Consider the following 17,236-nt stretch of genomic DNA (forward strand, 5'->3'; position numbering starts at 1 on the left):
TAATTAAGATTCTTAAATGGAAAACTGTGGGGTCATTTGCTGATTTACCAAAAGTTGTTGTTGCTGTTTATCCGCATACAAGTAATTATGATTTTGTTCTTGCAATCATGATTCGTTCCATAATCAAAGAAGAAATTAATTACGTTGGTAAAAAAGAATTATTCAATCCCTTCACCTCCTGGTTTTTTAAGGGGTTGGGTGGAGCACCATTAAATAGAGCTGGGAATCAAAATGTTGTAGAAGGAATTGTAAAGATCTATAACGAACGAGATACATTCAGATTAGCAATTGCTCCAGAAGGGACCAGGAAACGAGTTGACGACTGGAAGACAGGTTTTTATTATATAGCAAAAGGAGCAAATGTACCCATTCAGTTAGTAGCATTTGATTATTCGAAAAGAGAAGTAGTCTTTTATCCTGTATTTACACCAACAGAGGATATCGAAAAAGATTTTCATAAAATGAAATCTTATTTTAAAGGGGTAGTGGGAAAAAACTCAGAAAATGCTACGCTTGGTCCGTAAGGTCAAGATTATGATAAACATTCATTACATCATCATCTTCTTCAATTTTTTCAATTAGTTTTTCAACTTCTTCGATTTGTTCAGCACTTAATTTAGTAAGTGTCTGAGGGATCCTTTCGAATCCGGAAGATAGAATTTCTAAAGATCGATTTTCTAATTCTTTTTGAATAGCACCAAAGTTCTCAAAGGGTCCATACAAGAGAACACCATCTTCATCTGCAAAAACTTCTTCGACCCCTACATCAATGAACTCAAGTTCTAGTTCTTCTGGATCAATGTTTTCAGGATTAATTCTAAAGTTACAAGTACGGTCAAACATAAATTCTACCGAACCAGAAGTCCCTAAGTTTCCGTTTGCTTTGTTAAAATAACTTCTGATGTTAGCAACGGTTCTATTGTTGTTGTCTGTTGCTGTTTCAACCAAAACTGCAATCCCAAAAGGAGCATATCCCTCAAACAAAACTTCTTTATAGTTTTCGGTATTCTTATCAGAAGCTTTTTTAATGGCGCGTTCAACATTGTCCTTAGGCATGTTGGCAGCTTTAGCATTTTGAATTACTGCTCTTAATCGAGCATTATTGGCAGCATCTGGTCCTCCTTCTTTTACTGCAATAACAATATCTTTACCAATTCGAGTAAAGGTTTTAGCCATTGCCGACCAACGTTTCATTTTTCTTGCTTTCCTAAATTCAAATGCTCTACCCATTTCCGTTTTTTTGTTATTTACAAATATAAAAAAGTATTGTTCTACATAAAACACCTTTAGGGTAAATATAAATCTTCAAGTATAGATTCATAAGAAACATGAAGATGTTCAGGAAGTTTGTTGTTTTTTGGGAGTGCTACAAGATATCTCATATCATTTCTTGTATAAATTTGTTTATAAATAGCTCCTTCTAATTTTCTTCTCGCTATAATTCGTTTTATAAAATCGAAGTGTGTAATTAAATCAGAACTTCCTAAATGAAAAACTCCAGTTAGTTTCTGATTAATGATATAATGTATTTGCTGACTTAATCTACGATCACTGTTTACATTAATAATTGTATTAGGAAATACTTCTATGGGTATTCCATTTTTAACTTGATTATCGATCTCTTTAACTCTGGGTGCATTTGTTCCGAAAACCATCGGTAGCCTTCCTATTACATATTTACTTGGGGGGAGTTTTAGTAAGCTGTTTTCAATTTTAATCTGATACTTCCCATAAGGGCTTTCAGATAAAGTTTTATCAAATTCGTAAGAGGGGTAGTGCTCAAATGCATCGAAAACATTTGCTGAAGAGAAGAACATTAATCTACAATCAAAATGATTTATATAATCTACTAGTTTTTCGTGACAAGCAACTTGAGACGCAAAAGACCCTCTTAAACATGAAATAATAAGCTGTGGTTTTACTTTTTTAACAACGGATAGAATTTGATCTTCTTCCAGATCATAATGAAAGAAGTTATGTTGTTTAGAAAAACGATTGGAGCTATTATAAGTACCGTATAGGTCAAAATAAGGGTGTAATTCTCTATAAAGGCAATTGCCAATAAAGCCACTTGCTCCAAGAATTAGAATTTTTTTCAATAGAAACCTTATTTATCTTTATAAAAGGGAAGGGAAACTACAGTTGCATTTAACATTTTGTTTCTTACTTGCAGTTTTATTTTAGAACCAACAGAACTAAACTCCGCTATAACATATCCTAGTCCGATTCCTTTTCCAAGACTCGGAGCTTGTGTTCCAGAAGTTACTGTCCCAATTTGATTTCCATTCAGATCAAATAAGAAATGACCTGATCTAGGAATCCCTCTTTCCTCTAACTGAAAACCAATTAATTTTTTTGGGGTTCCTTCCTTTTTTTCAATACCAATTTTATCTGAATTAATGAAGTTAGTATCAGGACGAGTTACCCAACCTAGTCCAGCTTCAATTGGAGATTGTGTTTCCGATATTTCATTTCCATAGAGGCAATATCCCATTTCAAGGCGTAAGGTATCTCGGGCTGCAAGACCAATTGGAGTAATTCCGTAAGATGCTCCAGCTTCAAATACTTCATCCCAAACCTGTTTAACGTTTTCATTCGGAATATATAGTTCTAATCCTCCTGAACCGGTATATCCCGTGGTAGCGATTAAAACTCCCTCAACACCCGCAAAAGTTCCTGTTTTATGTGCATAAAATGGAAGCACACTTAAGTCAACATCCGAAAGAGATTGCATGGCTTCAATTGCTTTAGGCCCTTGAATTGCCAACAACGAATAAGCGTCAGATTCATTTTTGATATCTGCATTAAACTCTTCATTTTGTTTTCTAATCCATTCCCAATCTTTTTCAATGTTAGAGGCATTAACTACGAGCAGGTATTTTGAATCATTTATTTTATATACGATTAGATCATCAACAACTCCACCGGAACTGTTCGGTAAATAATTATACTGAGCTTTTCCAGGAATTAATTTTGAAATATCGTTACTGCAAATATGCTGAAGTAAGGAAAGTGCGTTAGGACCTTCAATAAAAAATTCTCCCATATGAGAAACGTCAAAAACCCCTAGATTTTCTCTTACACAAAGATGCTCTTTAGTGACTCCTTCATACTGAACCGGCATAAGAAAACCTCCAAAAGAAACCATTTTAGCTCCAAGAGCAATATGCGTATCATAAAGCGATGTTTTTAACATTTAAATCTTTTTATTAATTGGTATATTTGAAGGTAAAGATAAGTTGTTTTTACTTATTTATATTTGATTAAATAAAATGTATATGCCAAAATTATCAACTAGTTTAATATTCCTTTTTTTATCTTTTTTTAGTGTAACTGCTCAAGAATCAGTTTTAAAACCTGAGTTTCATAAATCTAAAAGAGAAGCTCTTCGATCAAAAATGCCAGCAAATAGCGTAGCTGTTTTGTTTGCAAATCCGGTGCGAAATAGAGCGAATGATGTAGACTATGTTTATCATCAAGATCCGAACTTTTATTATTTAACAGGGTTTAAAGAACCCCACGCCGTTTTGGTAGTATATAAAAACTCTCAAATTGATGAACAAGGTAGTTATACAGAGCAACTTTATGTTCAAGAAAGAGACCCTTTTAAAGAACAATGGAATGGATATAGATTGGGATTAGAGGGAGCGTCAAAGCTTGGTATAGATCGGGTTTTACTGCGATCAGACTTTATTGAAAGTCAAAGTAATTTCACAGCTTTTGAAGAAGTTTTAATTTTTGATTTTCAGAATGATGTTCGAGATAATAAGAACGATCCTTATGATTTATATGATTTACAAAGAACTTTTAAAGAGAATGTAAACTACCCTCAAAATTTTAATCGATTACGTCATCGATTACTAAGGAGTATACGTACTGTTGCTGAGGAAGATCTAGCATCTTTAAAGAAAGAAATTGAATGGTATTCGAGTCGAAATGAATCTATTGGTAACGATCCTGCAATTCAAAATTTCTTAAAATCATCTTCACTTGCTGTTCCAGATGATTTAAAAATGCAAGTTGCCTTTTTATTAAAGGATCAGTATTTTGATGTTGAGTTATTGAGTCAACTATTAGGAGATCAACGAGAAGTAAAAACAGAGGAGGAGCTTATATTGCTTAAAAAGGCAATTAATATTTCAGTGGTAGGACAACGTGAAGTTATGAAGGCAATGCGTCCAAATATGTCTGAAAGAGAAATTCAAGGAATTCATGAATTTGTATTCAAAAAATATGGGGCTGCTTATGAAGGTTATCCCTCGATTGTAGGAGCCGGTTCAAATGCTTGTGTTTTGCATTATATAGAAAATGATGATGTTGGTTTAGATTCCGATTTGATATTAATGGATTTGGGAGCTGAGTACGAAGGCTACACCGCAGATATTACCCGAACAATCCCTAAAGATGGTTCTTTTTCCGAATTACAAAAACAAGTATACCAAATTGTTTATGATGCTCAAAATGCAGGGATTGAAGCCTCTAAAGTTGGTAGTACCTTAGGTTCAATAACAAAAGCAACCCAAGAAGTAGTTAAAGCGGGTTTAATGCGACTCGGAATTATTAAATCAGAGGCAGATTTTAGAACCTATTATCCTCACGGAGCCTCCCATCATATTGGTCTTGATGTTCATGATTTAACCAATTTTGGCTCTTTAAAAGCAAATGCTGTAATTACTGTAGAACCTGGGATATATATCCCTAAAAATAGTCCCTGCGACCCAAAGTGGTGGGGAATAGGAATTCGAATTGAAGATGACATAATGATTACAGAAAACGGACCGATTAATCTTTCTTCAAATGCACCCAGGTCTTGGCAAGCAATTGAAGAACTCATGAAAGAATCAAGTCCATTAGATCAATTTCTACTCCCTAATATTGATGAATAGTTAGTGGATTAAAAATTTTTTTAAACCTTGGTAATCATTTATCTCAATACTTTTTTTGGTTTTAGATAAGGTTTCTTGTAGTCTTTCAGGAACTTCAACCTTGATGTCCAAAGTTTCTTCAACAGTATCTAAGAATTTAACAGGATGAGCAGTTTCTAAAAATATACCATATTTATTTGGATGATTTTTTAAATAATCCTTTAATCCTAAATATCCAACAGCTCCATGCGGATCTGCAACATATCCCGAGGTTTGGTGTATTTCTTTTAATGCCACTCTTGTTTCTTCATCAGTATATCGATATCCTGATAACATTTCTTTGAGGTTTTCAAAGTTATTCCCAAAAATCTTTAAGATTCTTATGAAATTCGAAGGATCACCAACATCCATTGCATTTGAAATAGTCGGTGAAGATTTAATAGGTTTGTATACTCCTGTTTTTAAATAATCAGGAACAACATCATTAATGTTAGTGCTTGCCACAAAATGATCAATAGGAAGTCCTATTTGATGCGCCATTAAACCTGCGCAAATATTCCCAAAATTACCACTGGGAACTGATATGACAAGTGGTTTATTGTGTTTCTTAAGTTCTCTGTAAGCAATAAAATAGTAGAACATTTGAGGTAACCAACGAGCTACATTAATTGAATTAGCTGACGTTAGTTGTTTTTGAGTTGTTATTTCTTGGTCTAAAAAAGCAGTTTTAACCATGTCTTGACAATCGTCAAAGGTTCCGTTCACTTCAAGAGCGGTAATGTTTTGTCCTAAGGTAGTTAGCTGTTGTTCTTGTACTTTACTTACTTTTCCTTTAGGGTAGAGGATAACAACTTCAATACCAGAAACGCCTAAAAAACCGTTAGCAACAGCACCTCCTGTATCTCCAGAAGTTGCTACAAGTACGGTTACTTTTTGACTTGAATTTTCTTTATTAAAATACCCTAAACAACGCGCCATAAAGCGAGCTCCGACATCCTTAAAAGCTAGTGTTGGTCCTTGAAATAATTCTAGAGTTCCTATATTGTCATGGATGGGTATGACAGGAAATTCAAAGTCAAGAGTTTCAGAGATTATTTTTTTAAGTTCTAATTCAGGTATACTTCCCTCAAGAAAAGGAGCAATTGCATCATATGCAATATCAGGAATAGATTTCGATTCAATATTTTCAAAAAATGAATCAGGTAATCGATGTATTTTTTCGGGAAAATATAATCCTCTATCTGGAGCGATACCTCGAACTACTGCTTCCTCAAATTTAGCAGGTTCTGATTTGTTATTTAAGCTGTTGTAAATCATTTTGATGAAATAATATGAATACCCTTAGGGTTAATCTTTGAAATGTGTATTTCAAAATCAATATCCAAAGATTTGAATTCTTTTGACATTGATTTTCCAACTATTTGGGCAGTATTTTCCCCTTTGCTCAAGGCAAAAATTGAGGGTCCTGATCCAGAAATCCCACTACCTAAAGCACCGTTTTGTATTGCTGCTTCTTTTAAGTTTTTAAAACCTGGAATTAATGCTGATCTGTGAGGCTCTATTACTACATCGACTAAAGATCTTCCGATTAACTCATAGTCTTCCGAATATAAACCACTTACCAAAGCTGCAAGATTACCCCATTGTTCTATTGCTTTTTCAAGTAAAATATTTTTCTTTAAAACTGCTCTTGCATCCGATGTTTTAAGTTCAATTTTAGGATGTAAAACAGTAGCGTATAATTCAGAAGGACTCGGCAACGCAATAACATCGGCTTGCTTAGCAGATCGAACCAATGTAAAGCCCCCTAGTAATACAGGGGAAACATTATCTGCATGAGCAGAACCACTCGCTAGTTCTTCACCCTTCATTGCAAATTTTATTAATTCTTTATTCGTGAAAGGTCTTCCTAGGAGTTCATTTATTCCAAAAACAGCTCCTGCTGAACTTGCTGCACTGCTTCCAATACCGCTTCCTGCTTTAATTTTCTTGTAAATTTCAATTTCAAAACCACAAGGAGCTTCATGTTCTTCTAAAAGAGCTAAAGCAGCGACTCCAGCTACATTTTTGTGAGTTTCCAAGGGTAAATCTTGTCCTTCAATTTTTAGGATATGAATTCCTTTTTTGTCTGTTTTTCGGATAATCATTTCGTCTCCAACTTGATCTAGGCAAAAACCAAGAACATCAAAGCCGCAAGAAACGTTCGCTACGCTGGCAGGACAAAATATTTTAATTTCATTCATGACCTATCGTTTACCAATTCTAATAATATCTGCAAAAATACCAGATGCAGTAACTTCAGCACCAGCACCAGCGCCCTTAACAATTAAAGGCTGATTAATATAACGGTTGGTGTAGAATAAGATAATGTTATCACTTCCTTCAAGATTATAAAAATCATGACCTTCAGGGATTTCTTGAAGACCTACTTTAGCGATTCCATTTTCTAATTGCGCAACGTATTTCAAACGCGCATCTTTAGCATCTGCTTTTGATAATAAACCATCAAAGTGGTCCTTATGAGTAATCAAGGATTCAAAGAAGCTATCGTTGTCCGGTGTATCTAAGCATTCTTTTGGAAGAAAAGGAACATTTTCTATTTGATCTAGTTCTATTTCCATTCCACTTTCTCTTGCTAAAATCAAAATTTTCCGAGCAACATCAATACCACTTAGATCTATTTTTGGATCGGGTTCTGTATACCCTTCTTTTTGAGCTTGAACAACAACATCTTTGAACTCAGTTCCTTCTTTGAAGTTGTTAAATACAAAATTTAAACTACCAGAAAGTACAGCTTGAATTTTAACGATTTGATCCCCAGATGCAATTAAATTATTTAAGGTATCAATTATTGGAAGGCCAGCTCCTACATTTGTTTCGAATAAAAAAGGACTTCCGTATTTTCTTGAAGATCTTTTTAAGTTTTTATAATTCTCTAAGCTATCTGCACACGCAATCTTGTTACATGTTACAACACCAATGTTATTATTCAGGTAACGCTCATATTCATAAGCAATAGAGGCGTTTGCAGTATTGTCTACAAATATGCTATTCCTTAAGTTCAATCCTTTGGCATGATTAAAAAAGGCATTCACATCTGCTTGTACACCGTTTTCAAGATTTTTTTCCCAATTGTTTAGATCAAGAGATTCATTCCCTAGGATCATCTTTCTTGAATTAGAGATCGCAATAACTCTGATTCTTAAAAGTAAATTATCCTCAAGATATTTTTTCTGTTTTTCAATTTGCTCAAGAAGTTTACTCCCTACATTACCAACACCTATTATGAATAGGTTAAGCTCTTTAATATCATTTTCAAAAAAGGTTTCATGTAAGGTATTTAAAGCCTTTTGTGTATCCTTTTTGTTTATCATGATCGAAATGTTTCGTTCTGACGCACCCTGAGCAATCGCTCTAATATTCACATTATTCGCTCCAAGAGAACTAAACATTTTGCCACTTATTCCTTGGTGATTTTTCATGTTGTCACCAACTATAGCAACATTTACAAGATTATTTTCAATACTTGCAGGAGCTACCTTTTGTAAAGAAATTTCAAAAGCAAACTCTGTATCAATTACTTCTTTAGCTTTTAAATCATCTTCACTTCTTACCGCAATACAAATCGAATGCTCGGAAGAAGCTTGAGTGATCATGATTACATTAATATTTGAAACTGAAAGAACTTCAAAAAGTCTCTTAGAAAATCCTGGAATTCCTACCATTCCACTTCCTTCAAGACTGATTAAACTAATTTCACCGATATGACTGATTCCTTTAACCACACCATTACTTGAGTCATTAGCTGAATTGTCTATTCTAGTTCCAAGATCTTCTGGAGCAAATGTGTTTTTTATTAAAACCGGGATTTGTTTTTCTACAAGTGGCTGAAGAGTAGGAGGGAAAATTACCTTGGCACCAAAATGTGAAAGTTCCATAGCCTCGAAATACGATAATTTATTTATCGGTGTGGCTTGTTTTACAAGTTTGGGATTAGAAGTATACATTCCACTAACATCTGTCCAAATTTCAAGTATATCTGCATTTAAAGCATAGGCTAAAATAGCAGCAGTAAAATCTGAACCACCACGTCCAAGTGTCGAAGAGTTTCCATCGGCATCTCTAGCAACAAACCCTGGTACTAAGGTAGTTTTTGAATTGTTACTTTCAAAAAAGGCATCAATTTTATTCTGGGTAGAACTCCAATTAACAATAGATTTATTTCCTTGAATTTGAGTTTCAATTAAATCTCTACCATCTTTTAAAGCAACATCTATATTGTTAACCTTGAATATTTCATTGATAATGTTACTTGATAAAATTTCTCCATAGGAACTAACTTTTGCAATCGTCCTAGGAGTAGTTTCCTTAAGCATCATAACCCCCTCTAAGATGGTTTCTAAATGGTTGAGCTCTGATTTTAAAAAGCTAATTGAACTGCTTTGGCTTTGAGCAGGGATAGAGGCTCTAATGGGCTCTAGATGACGTTCTTCAATTTTTTTCAGTGTATCAACAAAGTTAGAGTCACCAGACGCCGCTATATAGAGAGCTTCTAGTAGAAGATCGGTAACTCCACCTAATGCGGAGACTACAACTACATTTTTTTCATTAACATTTGAAACAATTGAGGCAACTTGAGCTATATTTTTAGAATTGGCGACAGATGTACCACCAAATTTTAGAATTTTCATTTTACGAAATTTTGTTTAGGTTTAAATAGGTTCATATATCTAAACCTTTTGAGTGTATGAGTGTATTTTTTATGTTTTTGTGAAATAAATTCAAGATCTACAGATATATGATTATAACCCCTAAGGGGTTGTTGTAACTGTAGTTGAATTAAAATTAGGGGCAGTGCTCAACATTAGAGTGTTGAGGGTATTTTCGGTCAATAAAATGTTAATTTTATTATTCATAGTGCAAAAATAATTCAAATGCATCTGATTTGAAACATTTTAGCCTTTTATTTTAAGCAAAAAATAACCCTTAAAAACGAATTATTCGTAAAAAAGGGTTTTGGTATTATTTTAAGCGTTTATTTCTAAAGATAATTTTTCTGATTTTCCGTCCCAATCCAGTTTAAAAACATCACCTTCTTTGGTTCTACTGTTAACAATTTCTTCAGCAATTATATCTTCAATGTACTTTTGAATTGCTCTGGAAAGCGGTCTGGCGCCATACTTCTTGTCAAAACCGTTGTCTCCAATAAACTCTTTCGCTTTCTTAGAAAGTTTGAATTTATATCCTAGTTTATTTACTCTAGTTTCAAGCTTCTTCAATTCTAAATCTACAATCTTCATGATATCCTCTTTTTCAAGACTGTTGAAGATTACAATATCGTCAACTCTGTTTAGAAATTCAGGAGCAAAAGTCTTTTTTAAGGCACCTTCAATAACTCCTCGCTCAATATCATCTGTTTGTGCCTTTTGTGCAGCAGTCGAAAATCCTACACCTGTACCAAAGTCTTTAAGCTTACGAGCTCCGATGTTTGAAGTCATTATAATGATTGTATTTTGGAAGTTTATTTTTCTTCCTAAACTGTCTGTCAAAAAACCATCATCTAGAACCTGAAGGAGCATATTAAATACATCCGGGTGTGCTTTTTCAACTTCATCAAGTAAAATAACAGAGTAGGGTTTACGTCTAACTTTCTCACTTAACTGTCCACCTTCTTCATATCCCACATAACCTGGAGGAGCACCAATTAATCTAGATATGGCGAATTTCTCCATGTATTCGCTCATGTCAATACGGATCAAATTTTCTTCAGATTCAAACATTTCACTTGCGAGAATTTTTGCAAGTTGAGTTTTTCCTACTCCTGTTTGACCTAGGAATATAAAAGAACCGATGGGTTTATCAGCAGCTTTTAGACCTGCACGATTACGTTGAATTGCTTTTACAACTTTTTCAACTGCATCTTGTTGGCCAATTAATTTAGACCCAATAGTATCTCCTAGCTTAGAGAGTTTGTTTTTCTCAGATTTTACAATTTTGTTAACCGGAATACCTGTCATCATTGAAACTACATCAGATATATGAGTTTCTGTAACAACAACTCGGTTTAATTTAGATTCTTCATGCCATTTTTCCTGAGCGGATAAAAGGTTTTTTTCAACCCTCTTTTCATCATCTCTTAGCTTAGCTGCTTCCTCGTATTTTTGCTTTTTAACAACTTCATTTTTGTGTTCTTTAACACGTTCGAGTTCTTCCTCTAAATCAATTACATCTTGTGGAACATTCATATTGTTTATATGAACTCGAGAACCTGCTTCATCTAAAGCGTCAATTGCTTTGTCTGGCAGAAAACGATCGGATACATAACGGCTGGTTAGTTCTACGCAAGCAACAATTGCTTCATCTGTGAATGAAACATTATGATGACTTTCATATTTTTCTTTTATGTTTTTCAGAATCTCAATAGTTTCTTCTTCGCTCGTTTGTTCAACGACTACTTTTTGGAAACGTCTTTCTAGAGCTCCATCTTTTTCGATACTTTGTCTGTATTCATCCAAAGTAGTTGCTCCAATGCATTGAATTTCCCCACGGGCAAGGGCAGGTTTAAACATATTAGAAGCATCAAGGCTTCCGGTAGCCCCACCGGCTCCGACAATCGTGTGGATTTCATCTATAAAAAGAATGATGTCATCGTTTTTTTCTAACTCATTCATGACCGCTTTCATTCGTTCTTCGAATTGTCCTCTATATTTTGTTCCAGCGACTAAGCTGGCAAGATCAAGTGACACTAATCTCTTACCATAAAGTACTCGAGAAACTTTTTTCTCAACAATTCTCAAAGCCAAACCTTCTGCAATTGCAGATTTCCCAACACCTGGTTCTCCAATTAACAAAGGGTTGTTTTTTTTACGTCTACTTAAAATCTGAGAAACTCGTTCAATTTCTTTTTCACGGCCAACAACAGGATCAAGCTTATCTTCTCGTGCTAAAGCTGTAATGTCTTTTCCAAAATTATCTAGAACTGGAGTTTTAGATTTTTTCCCTTTTGCTGTTTCTAAAGTAGGAACGAAAGGATTTTCTTTGTTTTCCTCTGCATCATCTTCCTTTTCGTCGGAGAAAGAGGCCGATGGATTGAAGTCATTGTATTCGTTGTCGGAAGTTAGTAAAAGCTTAAATTGTTCTTTTGCTAAATCGTAGTTAATGTCTAGTTTTTCAAGGAGTTTAGTGGTAGGGTCATTTTCATTCCTCAAAATGCACAACAACAAGTGTGCTGTGTTAATTAGATCACTTTGAAACAATTTTGCTTCAAGAAAGGTTGTTTTTAAAGCTCGTTCAGCTTGACGAGTTAAGTGTAAGTTTTTCTTTGAGTTACCAATTCCAGAACTGTCTAAAAGAGCTGGATTTAATATCTCTACTTTTCTTCTTAGATTGTCTAAATCTACATCAATTGCATTCAGTATTGAAATTGCTTTCCCTTCGCCATCTCTGAGTATACCAAGCATAAGGTGCTCGGTTCCAATATGGTCATGACCTAATCGCAAAGCTTCTTCCTTACTGAAGGAAATAACATCTTTTACTCTTGGTGAAAAATTATCGTCCATATCTATTCTATTTCATTATCATTAAATAATTCAAAAACTATTCCATTTGAATGTATACTATAGCTAATAGACAAAATATTTTTGAAATACCAAAGAAGGAAGGCGTTAATTTTTCCATATTATTGTCCAAAAAAATGTTGATAAATTCAAGCACAAAAACTATCAAATCAATTAGTATTTATAGTTTAAATACATATTTTAGCAGATAGTATTAAAAATTACAAATTTATGGCTGAAGGCGAAAAACTGATTCCAATCAACATTGAAGATGAAATGAAATCGGCTTACATTGATTATTCAATGTCTGTCATTGTGTCACGTGCTCTTCCCGATGTGAGGGATGGTTTAAAACCAGTACACCGACGCGTTTTATTTGGAATGCATGAACTAGGAATTCGATCCTCCACTGCTTATAAGAAGTCTGCAAGGATTGTTGGAGAAGTACTTGGAAAGTATCATCCCCATGGAGATACTTCTGTTTATGATGCAATGGTACGAATGGCTCAAGAGTGGAGCTTACGTTATTTATTGGTAGACGGTCAAGGTAACTTTGGTTCTGTTGATGGGGATAGCCCAGCAGCAATGCGATATACAGAAGCCCGCATGCGTAAGATGTCAGAAGATTTACTCGCTGACATTGATAAAGACACTGTGGATCACCAATTAAATTTTGATGATACTTTAAAAGAGCCCAAAGTACTTCCAACTAGAGTTCCAACACTTTTAATAAACGGTGCTTCAGGAATTGCTGTTGGAATGGCAACTAACATGCCGCCTCATAACATAACAGAAGTTATTGATGGTACTATTCAATACATTAACGATAACGATATTTCTATCGATGAGTTAATCCAAACAATCAAAGCTCCAGATTTTCCAACCGGTGGAACTATATATGGTTACGATGGAGTTAAGGAAGCTTTCCATACAGGAAGAGGTAAGATTGTAATGCGCGCTAAAGCAATTATCGAAGAGGTTAACGGTCGTGAGTGTATCATTGTAACCGAAATACCATATCAGGTTAACAAAGCGGAGATGATTAGAAAAACCGCTGAATTAATAAACGATAAAAAAATAGAAGGTATTTCTAATATCCGGGACGAATCGGATCGAAATGGAATGCGAATTGTTTATATCTTGAAACGTGATGCAGTTCCTAATATTGTTTTAAATAAACTATTTAAGTACACCTCACTTCAATCTTCTTTCAGCGTTAACAATATTGCACTTGTAAACGGACGTCCGCAGTTATTGAACTTGAAAGAAATGATTCATTACTTTGTTGAACATCGTCACGAAGTAGTTGTAAGAAGAACTAAGTTTGAACTTAAAAAAGCAGAAGAAAGAGCTCATGTTTTAGAGGGTCTTATTATTGCTTCAGACAATATTGATAAAGTAATCGCTTTAATTCGATCTTCTTCTAATGCAGATGAAGCAAGAGCAAAATTAATAGAAAACTTTAAGTTATCTGAAATTCAAGCCAAAGCAATCGTTGAAATGCGATTGAGACAACTTACAGGTCTTGAGCAAGACAAACTACGTGCAGAGTATGATGCTTTAATGAAAACGATCGAAGATCTTAAAGATATTCTTGACAAAAAAGATCGTAGAATGCAAATCATAACAGACGAGTTGGTTGTGATTAAAGAAAAGTACGGTGATGAGCGAAGATCAGTTATAGAATTTGCAGGAGGAAACTTCAGTATAGAAGATATGATTCCAGATGAAAAGGTAGTCATTACAATTTCTCATGCAGGATATATCAAACGTACTCCTTTGTCTGAATACAAAACACAAAATAGAGGAGGTGTTGGACAAAAAGCTTCAACAACAAGAAACGAAGACTTTTTAGAGCATTTATTTGTTGGAACTAACCATCAATATATGTTGTTCTTTACACAAAAAGGGAAGTGTTTCTGGATGCGTGTATATGAAATCCCTGAAGGATCTAAAACTGCAAAAGGTAGAGCGATCCAAAACTTAATTAACATTGAGCAAGACGATAAGGTAAAAGCCTTCATTAACACACAAGATCTTAAGGACGAAGATTATATCAACAGTCACTATGTGATTATGGCAACCAAAAAAGGTCAAGTTAAAAAGACTTTGCTGGAACAATATTCTCGCCCTAGAGCTAATGGTATTAATGCCATTACAATTAAAGACGACGACGAATTGTTAGAAGCTAAACTAACAACTGGAAACAGTCAAATTTTATTAGCTGTTAAGTCTGGAAAAGCAATTCGTTTTGAGGAAGATAAAACCCGTCCTATGGGTCGAAATGCATCTGGAGTAAGAGGAATTACTTTAAACGGAGCAAACGACGAGCTAGTAGGAATGGTTTCTGTTAGCGACCCTAAAACTGAAATACTCGTTGTATCCGAAAACGGATACGGGAAGCGATCAAGCTTAGACGATTACAGAACAACAAATCGTGGAGGAAAAGGAGTGAAAACCCTCTCAATTACCGAAAAAACAGGTGAGCTAGTATCGATCAAAAACGTTTCTGACCTAGATGATCTTATGATTATTAATAAGTCAGGAATTGCAATTAGAATGGATGTTGCCGACTTAAGAGTAATGGGGAGAGCAACACAAGGAGTTAAGTTGATTAACCTTAAAGGATCTGATACCATTGCTGCAGTTGCGAAAGTAATGAAAGATGATGAAGAGATTCCTGAAGTAACTGATGGAGAGGATCAACCTGCGACGGATTTAAACACGGAAGAAAATAATAACCAATAAATTAGAAAACCAAACAATACCCTTAAATGAAACATTTATTTACATTTTTATTTACGCTTTTAGTCTCCTTTAGTTGGGCTCAAAAAAAGGAGTTGAAACAAGCCCAGAAATTATATAAAGCAGGAAAAACTGCAGAAGCATCTGCTTTTCTTGACACTAATCAAACAATTTTAGAAAGCTCTGAGTTAAAGTATGCATCTGAATATAATTTTTTACGTTCCCAGATTGCTCTTGATAACAGTGAGTTTCAACTGGCTTATGACTATCTTCTTTTAGCAAAGAAAAATTCTAAGTTAAAGATTCAAATAGCTGACTTGCAGCAAAATATAGTTTCTGAGGTCGTAAATGCATCCATTCAACAGTCTGAAGAGAAGCAATATGTTTTATCTGCAAAGAATTTACACTTAGCTTATACCATTGATCCTGTTGTTAATATTGATTATCTTTATTACGCAGCGAGTAATGCTGTTAATGCTCCAGACTATGAGTTAGCAATTGAGTATTATTCTATTTTAAGAGACGTCAAATACACAGGAGTTAAGAAGCAGTATTTTGTAACAGAAATAGCTAATAATACGGAAAAAGAAGTTTCTGAGTCTGAATTTAACATCTTTAAGAAAACTAAAGATTACACTAATTTCAGAGAAGCTGAAACAGAATCTAAGTTCCCTGAAATTGTAAAAAACATAGCATTGATTTACAATAAACTGGGTCTAAAAGATAAGGCTATTTCAGCAGTTAAAGATGCTCGTGCCGAGAGTCCAACAGACTTAGGTTTGATTTTAACGGAAGCTAATATTTATATTGAACTGGGAGAAAAAGGAAAATTTAAGGATTTAATGGGAGAGGCAATAGCTCAAGATCCTAATAATGGGAACTTATATTATAACCTTGCTGTTGTAACGAATGACCTAGGCGATAAGGAAAAAGCAAGAAGCTATTACGAAAAAGCTATAGCGCTTCAACCCGAGATGGAAAATGCATATCTAAACCTAGTAGCATTAATCCTTGAAGAAGAAAGTTCAATCGTAGAAGAGATGAATTCTTTAGGAAATTCAAGAGCAGATAATGCCAAATATGACGTATTGACAAATAAAAGAGAAGCTTTGTACAAAGAATGTATTCCGATCTTAAGAGATTTTCTTAAAGTTTCTGAAAACAACAATGAAGCGATTCGTACGCTTAAAAACATCTATGGAACTATCGGAGATAATGAAGGATTCATGGAAATGAAAAGACTTTTAGACGCACAGGAATAGATAAAGTATTTATTTATAGAATAAAAAAAACCTTCAATTTTGAAGGTTTTTTTATTTTAAATAATCTTTTTAATCATTCGTAATTTGTGCGAATGCGTTTGTAATTCTTTATTAAAAATACCGGTTTGGTCAATAGGATCTATCCTAACCTTTCCATGAGCATGAATAATTCTGTGGTCTTGAAGTAAAATTCCAACATGAGTAATATTCCCATCTCTGTCATCAAAAAAAGCCAAATCACCAGGTTCACTTTCTTCGATAAAACTGAGTGTAGTTCCTTGCTCAGCCTGTTGATAAGCATCTCTTTTAAGTACTATCCCATTGAGTTTATATACCATCTGCGTGAATCCAGAGCAGTCGATTCCCATTGGCGATTTCCCACCCCACAAATAAGGGGTATGTAAGTATGCATAAGCATTTTTAATTAATTGCTCCTTAGTCTTAATAGTAGTAGTTTCTCCTTCAAAACTGTGATTTAAAAAATCAAGGAGTCTCAAGTCGCTCCCTAAAGGAATTGGGACTAATTCTGAATTGGATAAACATACATAATCCATAAGATTAGTAGCATGTTTAATTTCCAAATCAGCTTGATTTTTATAAATTTCTTCAGGAATTTCAAGACCTTGGTTTTGAGTAATCCAACCTTCATAACCATCCCATTGATTTCTTATTTTAAACCAGTCCTTTCTTTGATCTATAATCTTAAAGCAATCCCCATACAATAGTTGAGAAACTTGCTCGCTTCTGTGATTAAAATCATTTCTAAGGGGAATAATTCCTAAAGGACAAATACCGTACTTCAAATCAA

At 34.3% G+C, this 17,236-nt stretch carries 12 protein-coding genes; 4 read left to right on the plus strand and 8 right to left on the minus strand.

Features of this window, described 5'->3' with window-relative positions; genetic code table 11:
• Window positions 1-26 precede the first annotated feature (26 nt).
• Complete coding sequence (locus NG655_RS04740; protein WP_252158194.1) at window positions 27-524, plus strand: 1-acyl-sn-glycerol-3-phosphate acyltransferase; 498 nt, start codon at window positions 27-29, stop codon at window positions 522-524.
• Here the strand turns inward: NG655_RS04740 and NG655_RS04745 are convergent.
• The 3 genes from NG655_RS04745 to gcvT are packed head-to-tail and all read right to left on the minus strand — an operon-like array spanning window position 508 to window position 3,196.
• On the minus strand, window positions 508-1,230 hold the full coding sequence (locus NG655_RS04745) for a YebC/PmpR family DNA-binding transcriptional regulator (RefSeq protein ID WP_252158195.1): 723 nt from the start codon (window positions 1,228-1,230) through the stop codon (window positions 508-510). The genes NG655_RS04740 and NG655_RS04745 overlap by 17 nt on opposite strands.
• 56 nt (window positions 1,231-1,286) lie before the next feature.
• Window positions 1,287-2,099 (minus strand): sugar nucleotide-binding protein, encoded by an 813-nt coding sequence (locus NG655_RS04750; RefSeq protein WP_252158196.1) that lies wholly within the window; start codon window positions 2,097-2,099, stop codon window positions 1,287-1,289.
• An 8-nt stretch (window positions 2,100-2,107) separates the two neighbouring features.
• Window positions 2,108-3,196, minus strand: coding sequence for a glycine cleavage system aminomethyltransferase GcvT (gene gcvT, locus NG655_RS04755; protein WP_252158197.1), 1,089 nt, complete (start codon window positions 3,194-3,196; stop codon window positions 2,108-2,110).
• 82 nt (window positions 3,197-3,278) lie between these two features.
• Here gcvT and NG655_RS04760 point away from each other — a divergent pair, with 82 nt between their 5' ends.
• Window positions 3,279-4,886, plus strand: coding sequence for an aminopeptidase P family protein (locus NG655_RS04760; RefSeq protein ID WP_252158198.1), 1,608 nt, complete (start codon window positions 3,279-3,281; stop codon window positions 4,884-4,886).
• Here NG655_RS04760 and thrC read toward each other — a convergent pair whose 3' ends face one another.
• The 4 genes from thrC to NG655_RS04780 form a co-directional block, all read right to left on the minus strand.
• Window positions 4,887-6,182, minus strand: a complete 1,296-nt coding sequence (gene thrC, locus NG655_RS04765; protein WP_252158199.1) for a threonine synthase — start codon at window positions 6,180-6,182, stop codon at window positions 4,887-4,889.
• On the minus strand, window positions 6,179-7,108 hold the full coding sequence (locus tag NG655_RS04770; RefSeq protein WP_252158200.1) for a homoserine kinase: 930 nt from the start codon (window positions 7,106-7,108) through the stop codon (window positions 6,179-6,181). The genes thrC and NG655_RS04770 overlap by 4 nt, the downstream gene beginning before the upstream one ends.
• Window positions 7,109-7,111: 3 nt before the next feature.
• Entirely contained in the window at window positions 7,112-9,556 is a 2,445-nt protein-coding gene (thrA, locus tag NG655_RS04775; RefSeq protein ID WP_252158201.1) for a bifunctional aspartate kinase/homoserine dehydrogenase I, read from the minus strand.
• A gap of 336 nt (window positions 9,557-9,892) precedes the next feature.
• Window positions 9,893-12,424 (minus strand): ATP-dependent Clp protease ATP-binding subunit, encoded by a 2,532-nt coding sequence (locus NG655_RS04780; RefSeq protein WP_252158202.1) that lies wholly within the window; start codon window positions 12,422-12,424, stop codon window positions 9,893-9,895.
• 228 nt (window positions 12,425-12,652) lie between these two features.
• Between NG655_RS04780 and gyrA the strand changes: the two genes are divergently transcribed.
• The gene (gene gyrA / locus NG655_RS04785) at window positions 12,653-15,169 is read left to right on the plus strand and encodes a DNA gyrase subunit A (protein ID WP_252158203.1); all 2,517 of its coding nucleotides are present in this window, start codon (window positions 12,653-12,655) and stop codon (window positions 15,167-15,169) included.
• A 26-nt stretch (window positions 15,170-15,195) separates the two neighbouring features.
• Window positions 15,196-16,428 carry a tetratricopeptide repeat protein gene (locus tag NG655_RS04790; RefSeq protein WP_252158204.1) on the plus strand — a complete coding sequence of 411 codons (1,233 nt, stop codon included), beginning with the start codon at window positions 15,196-15,198 and terminating at the stop codon, window positions 16,426-16,428.
• Between the two features lie 56 nt (window positions 16,429-16,484).
• Here the strand turns inward: NG655_RS04790 and NG655_RS04795 are convergent, their stop codons facing one another.
• Window positions 16,485-17,231 carry a C40 family peptidase gene (locus NG655_RS04795; RefSeq protein ID WP_252158205.1) on the minus strand — a complete coding sequence of 249 codons (747 nt, stop codon included), beginning with the start codon at window positions 17,229-17,231 and terminating at the stop codon, window positions 16,485-16,487.
• Window positions 17,232-17,236 lie beyond the last annotated feature (5 nt).

Source organism: Candidatus Arcticimaribacter forsetii (genome assembly GCF_910589745.1).
GTDB classification, from domain to species: domain Bacteria; phylum Bacteroidota; class Bacteroidia; order Flavobacteriales; family Flavobacteriaceae; genus Arcticimaribacter; species Arcticimaribacter forsetii.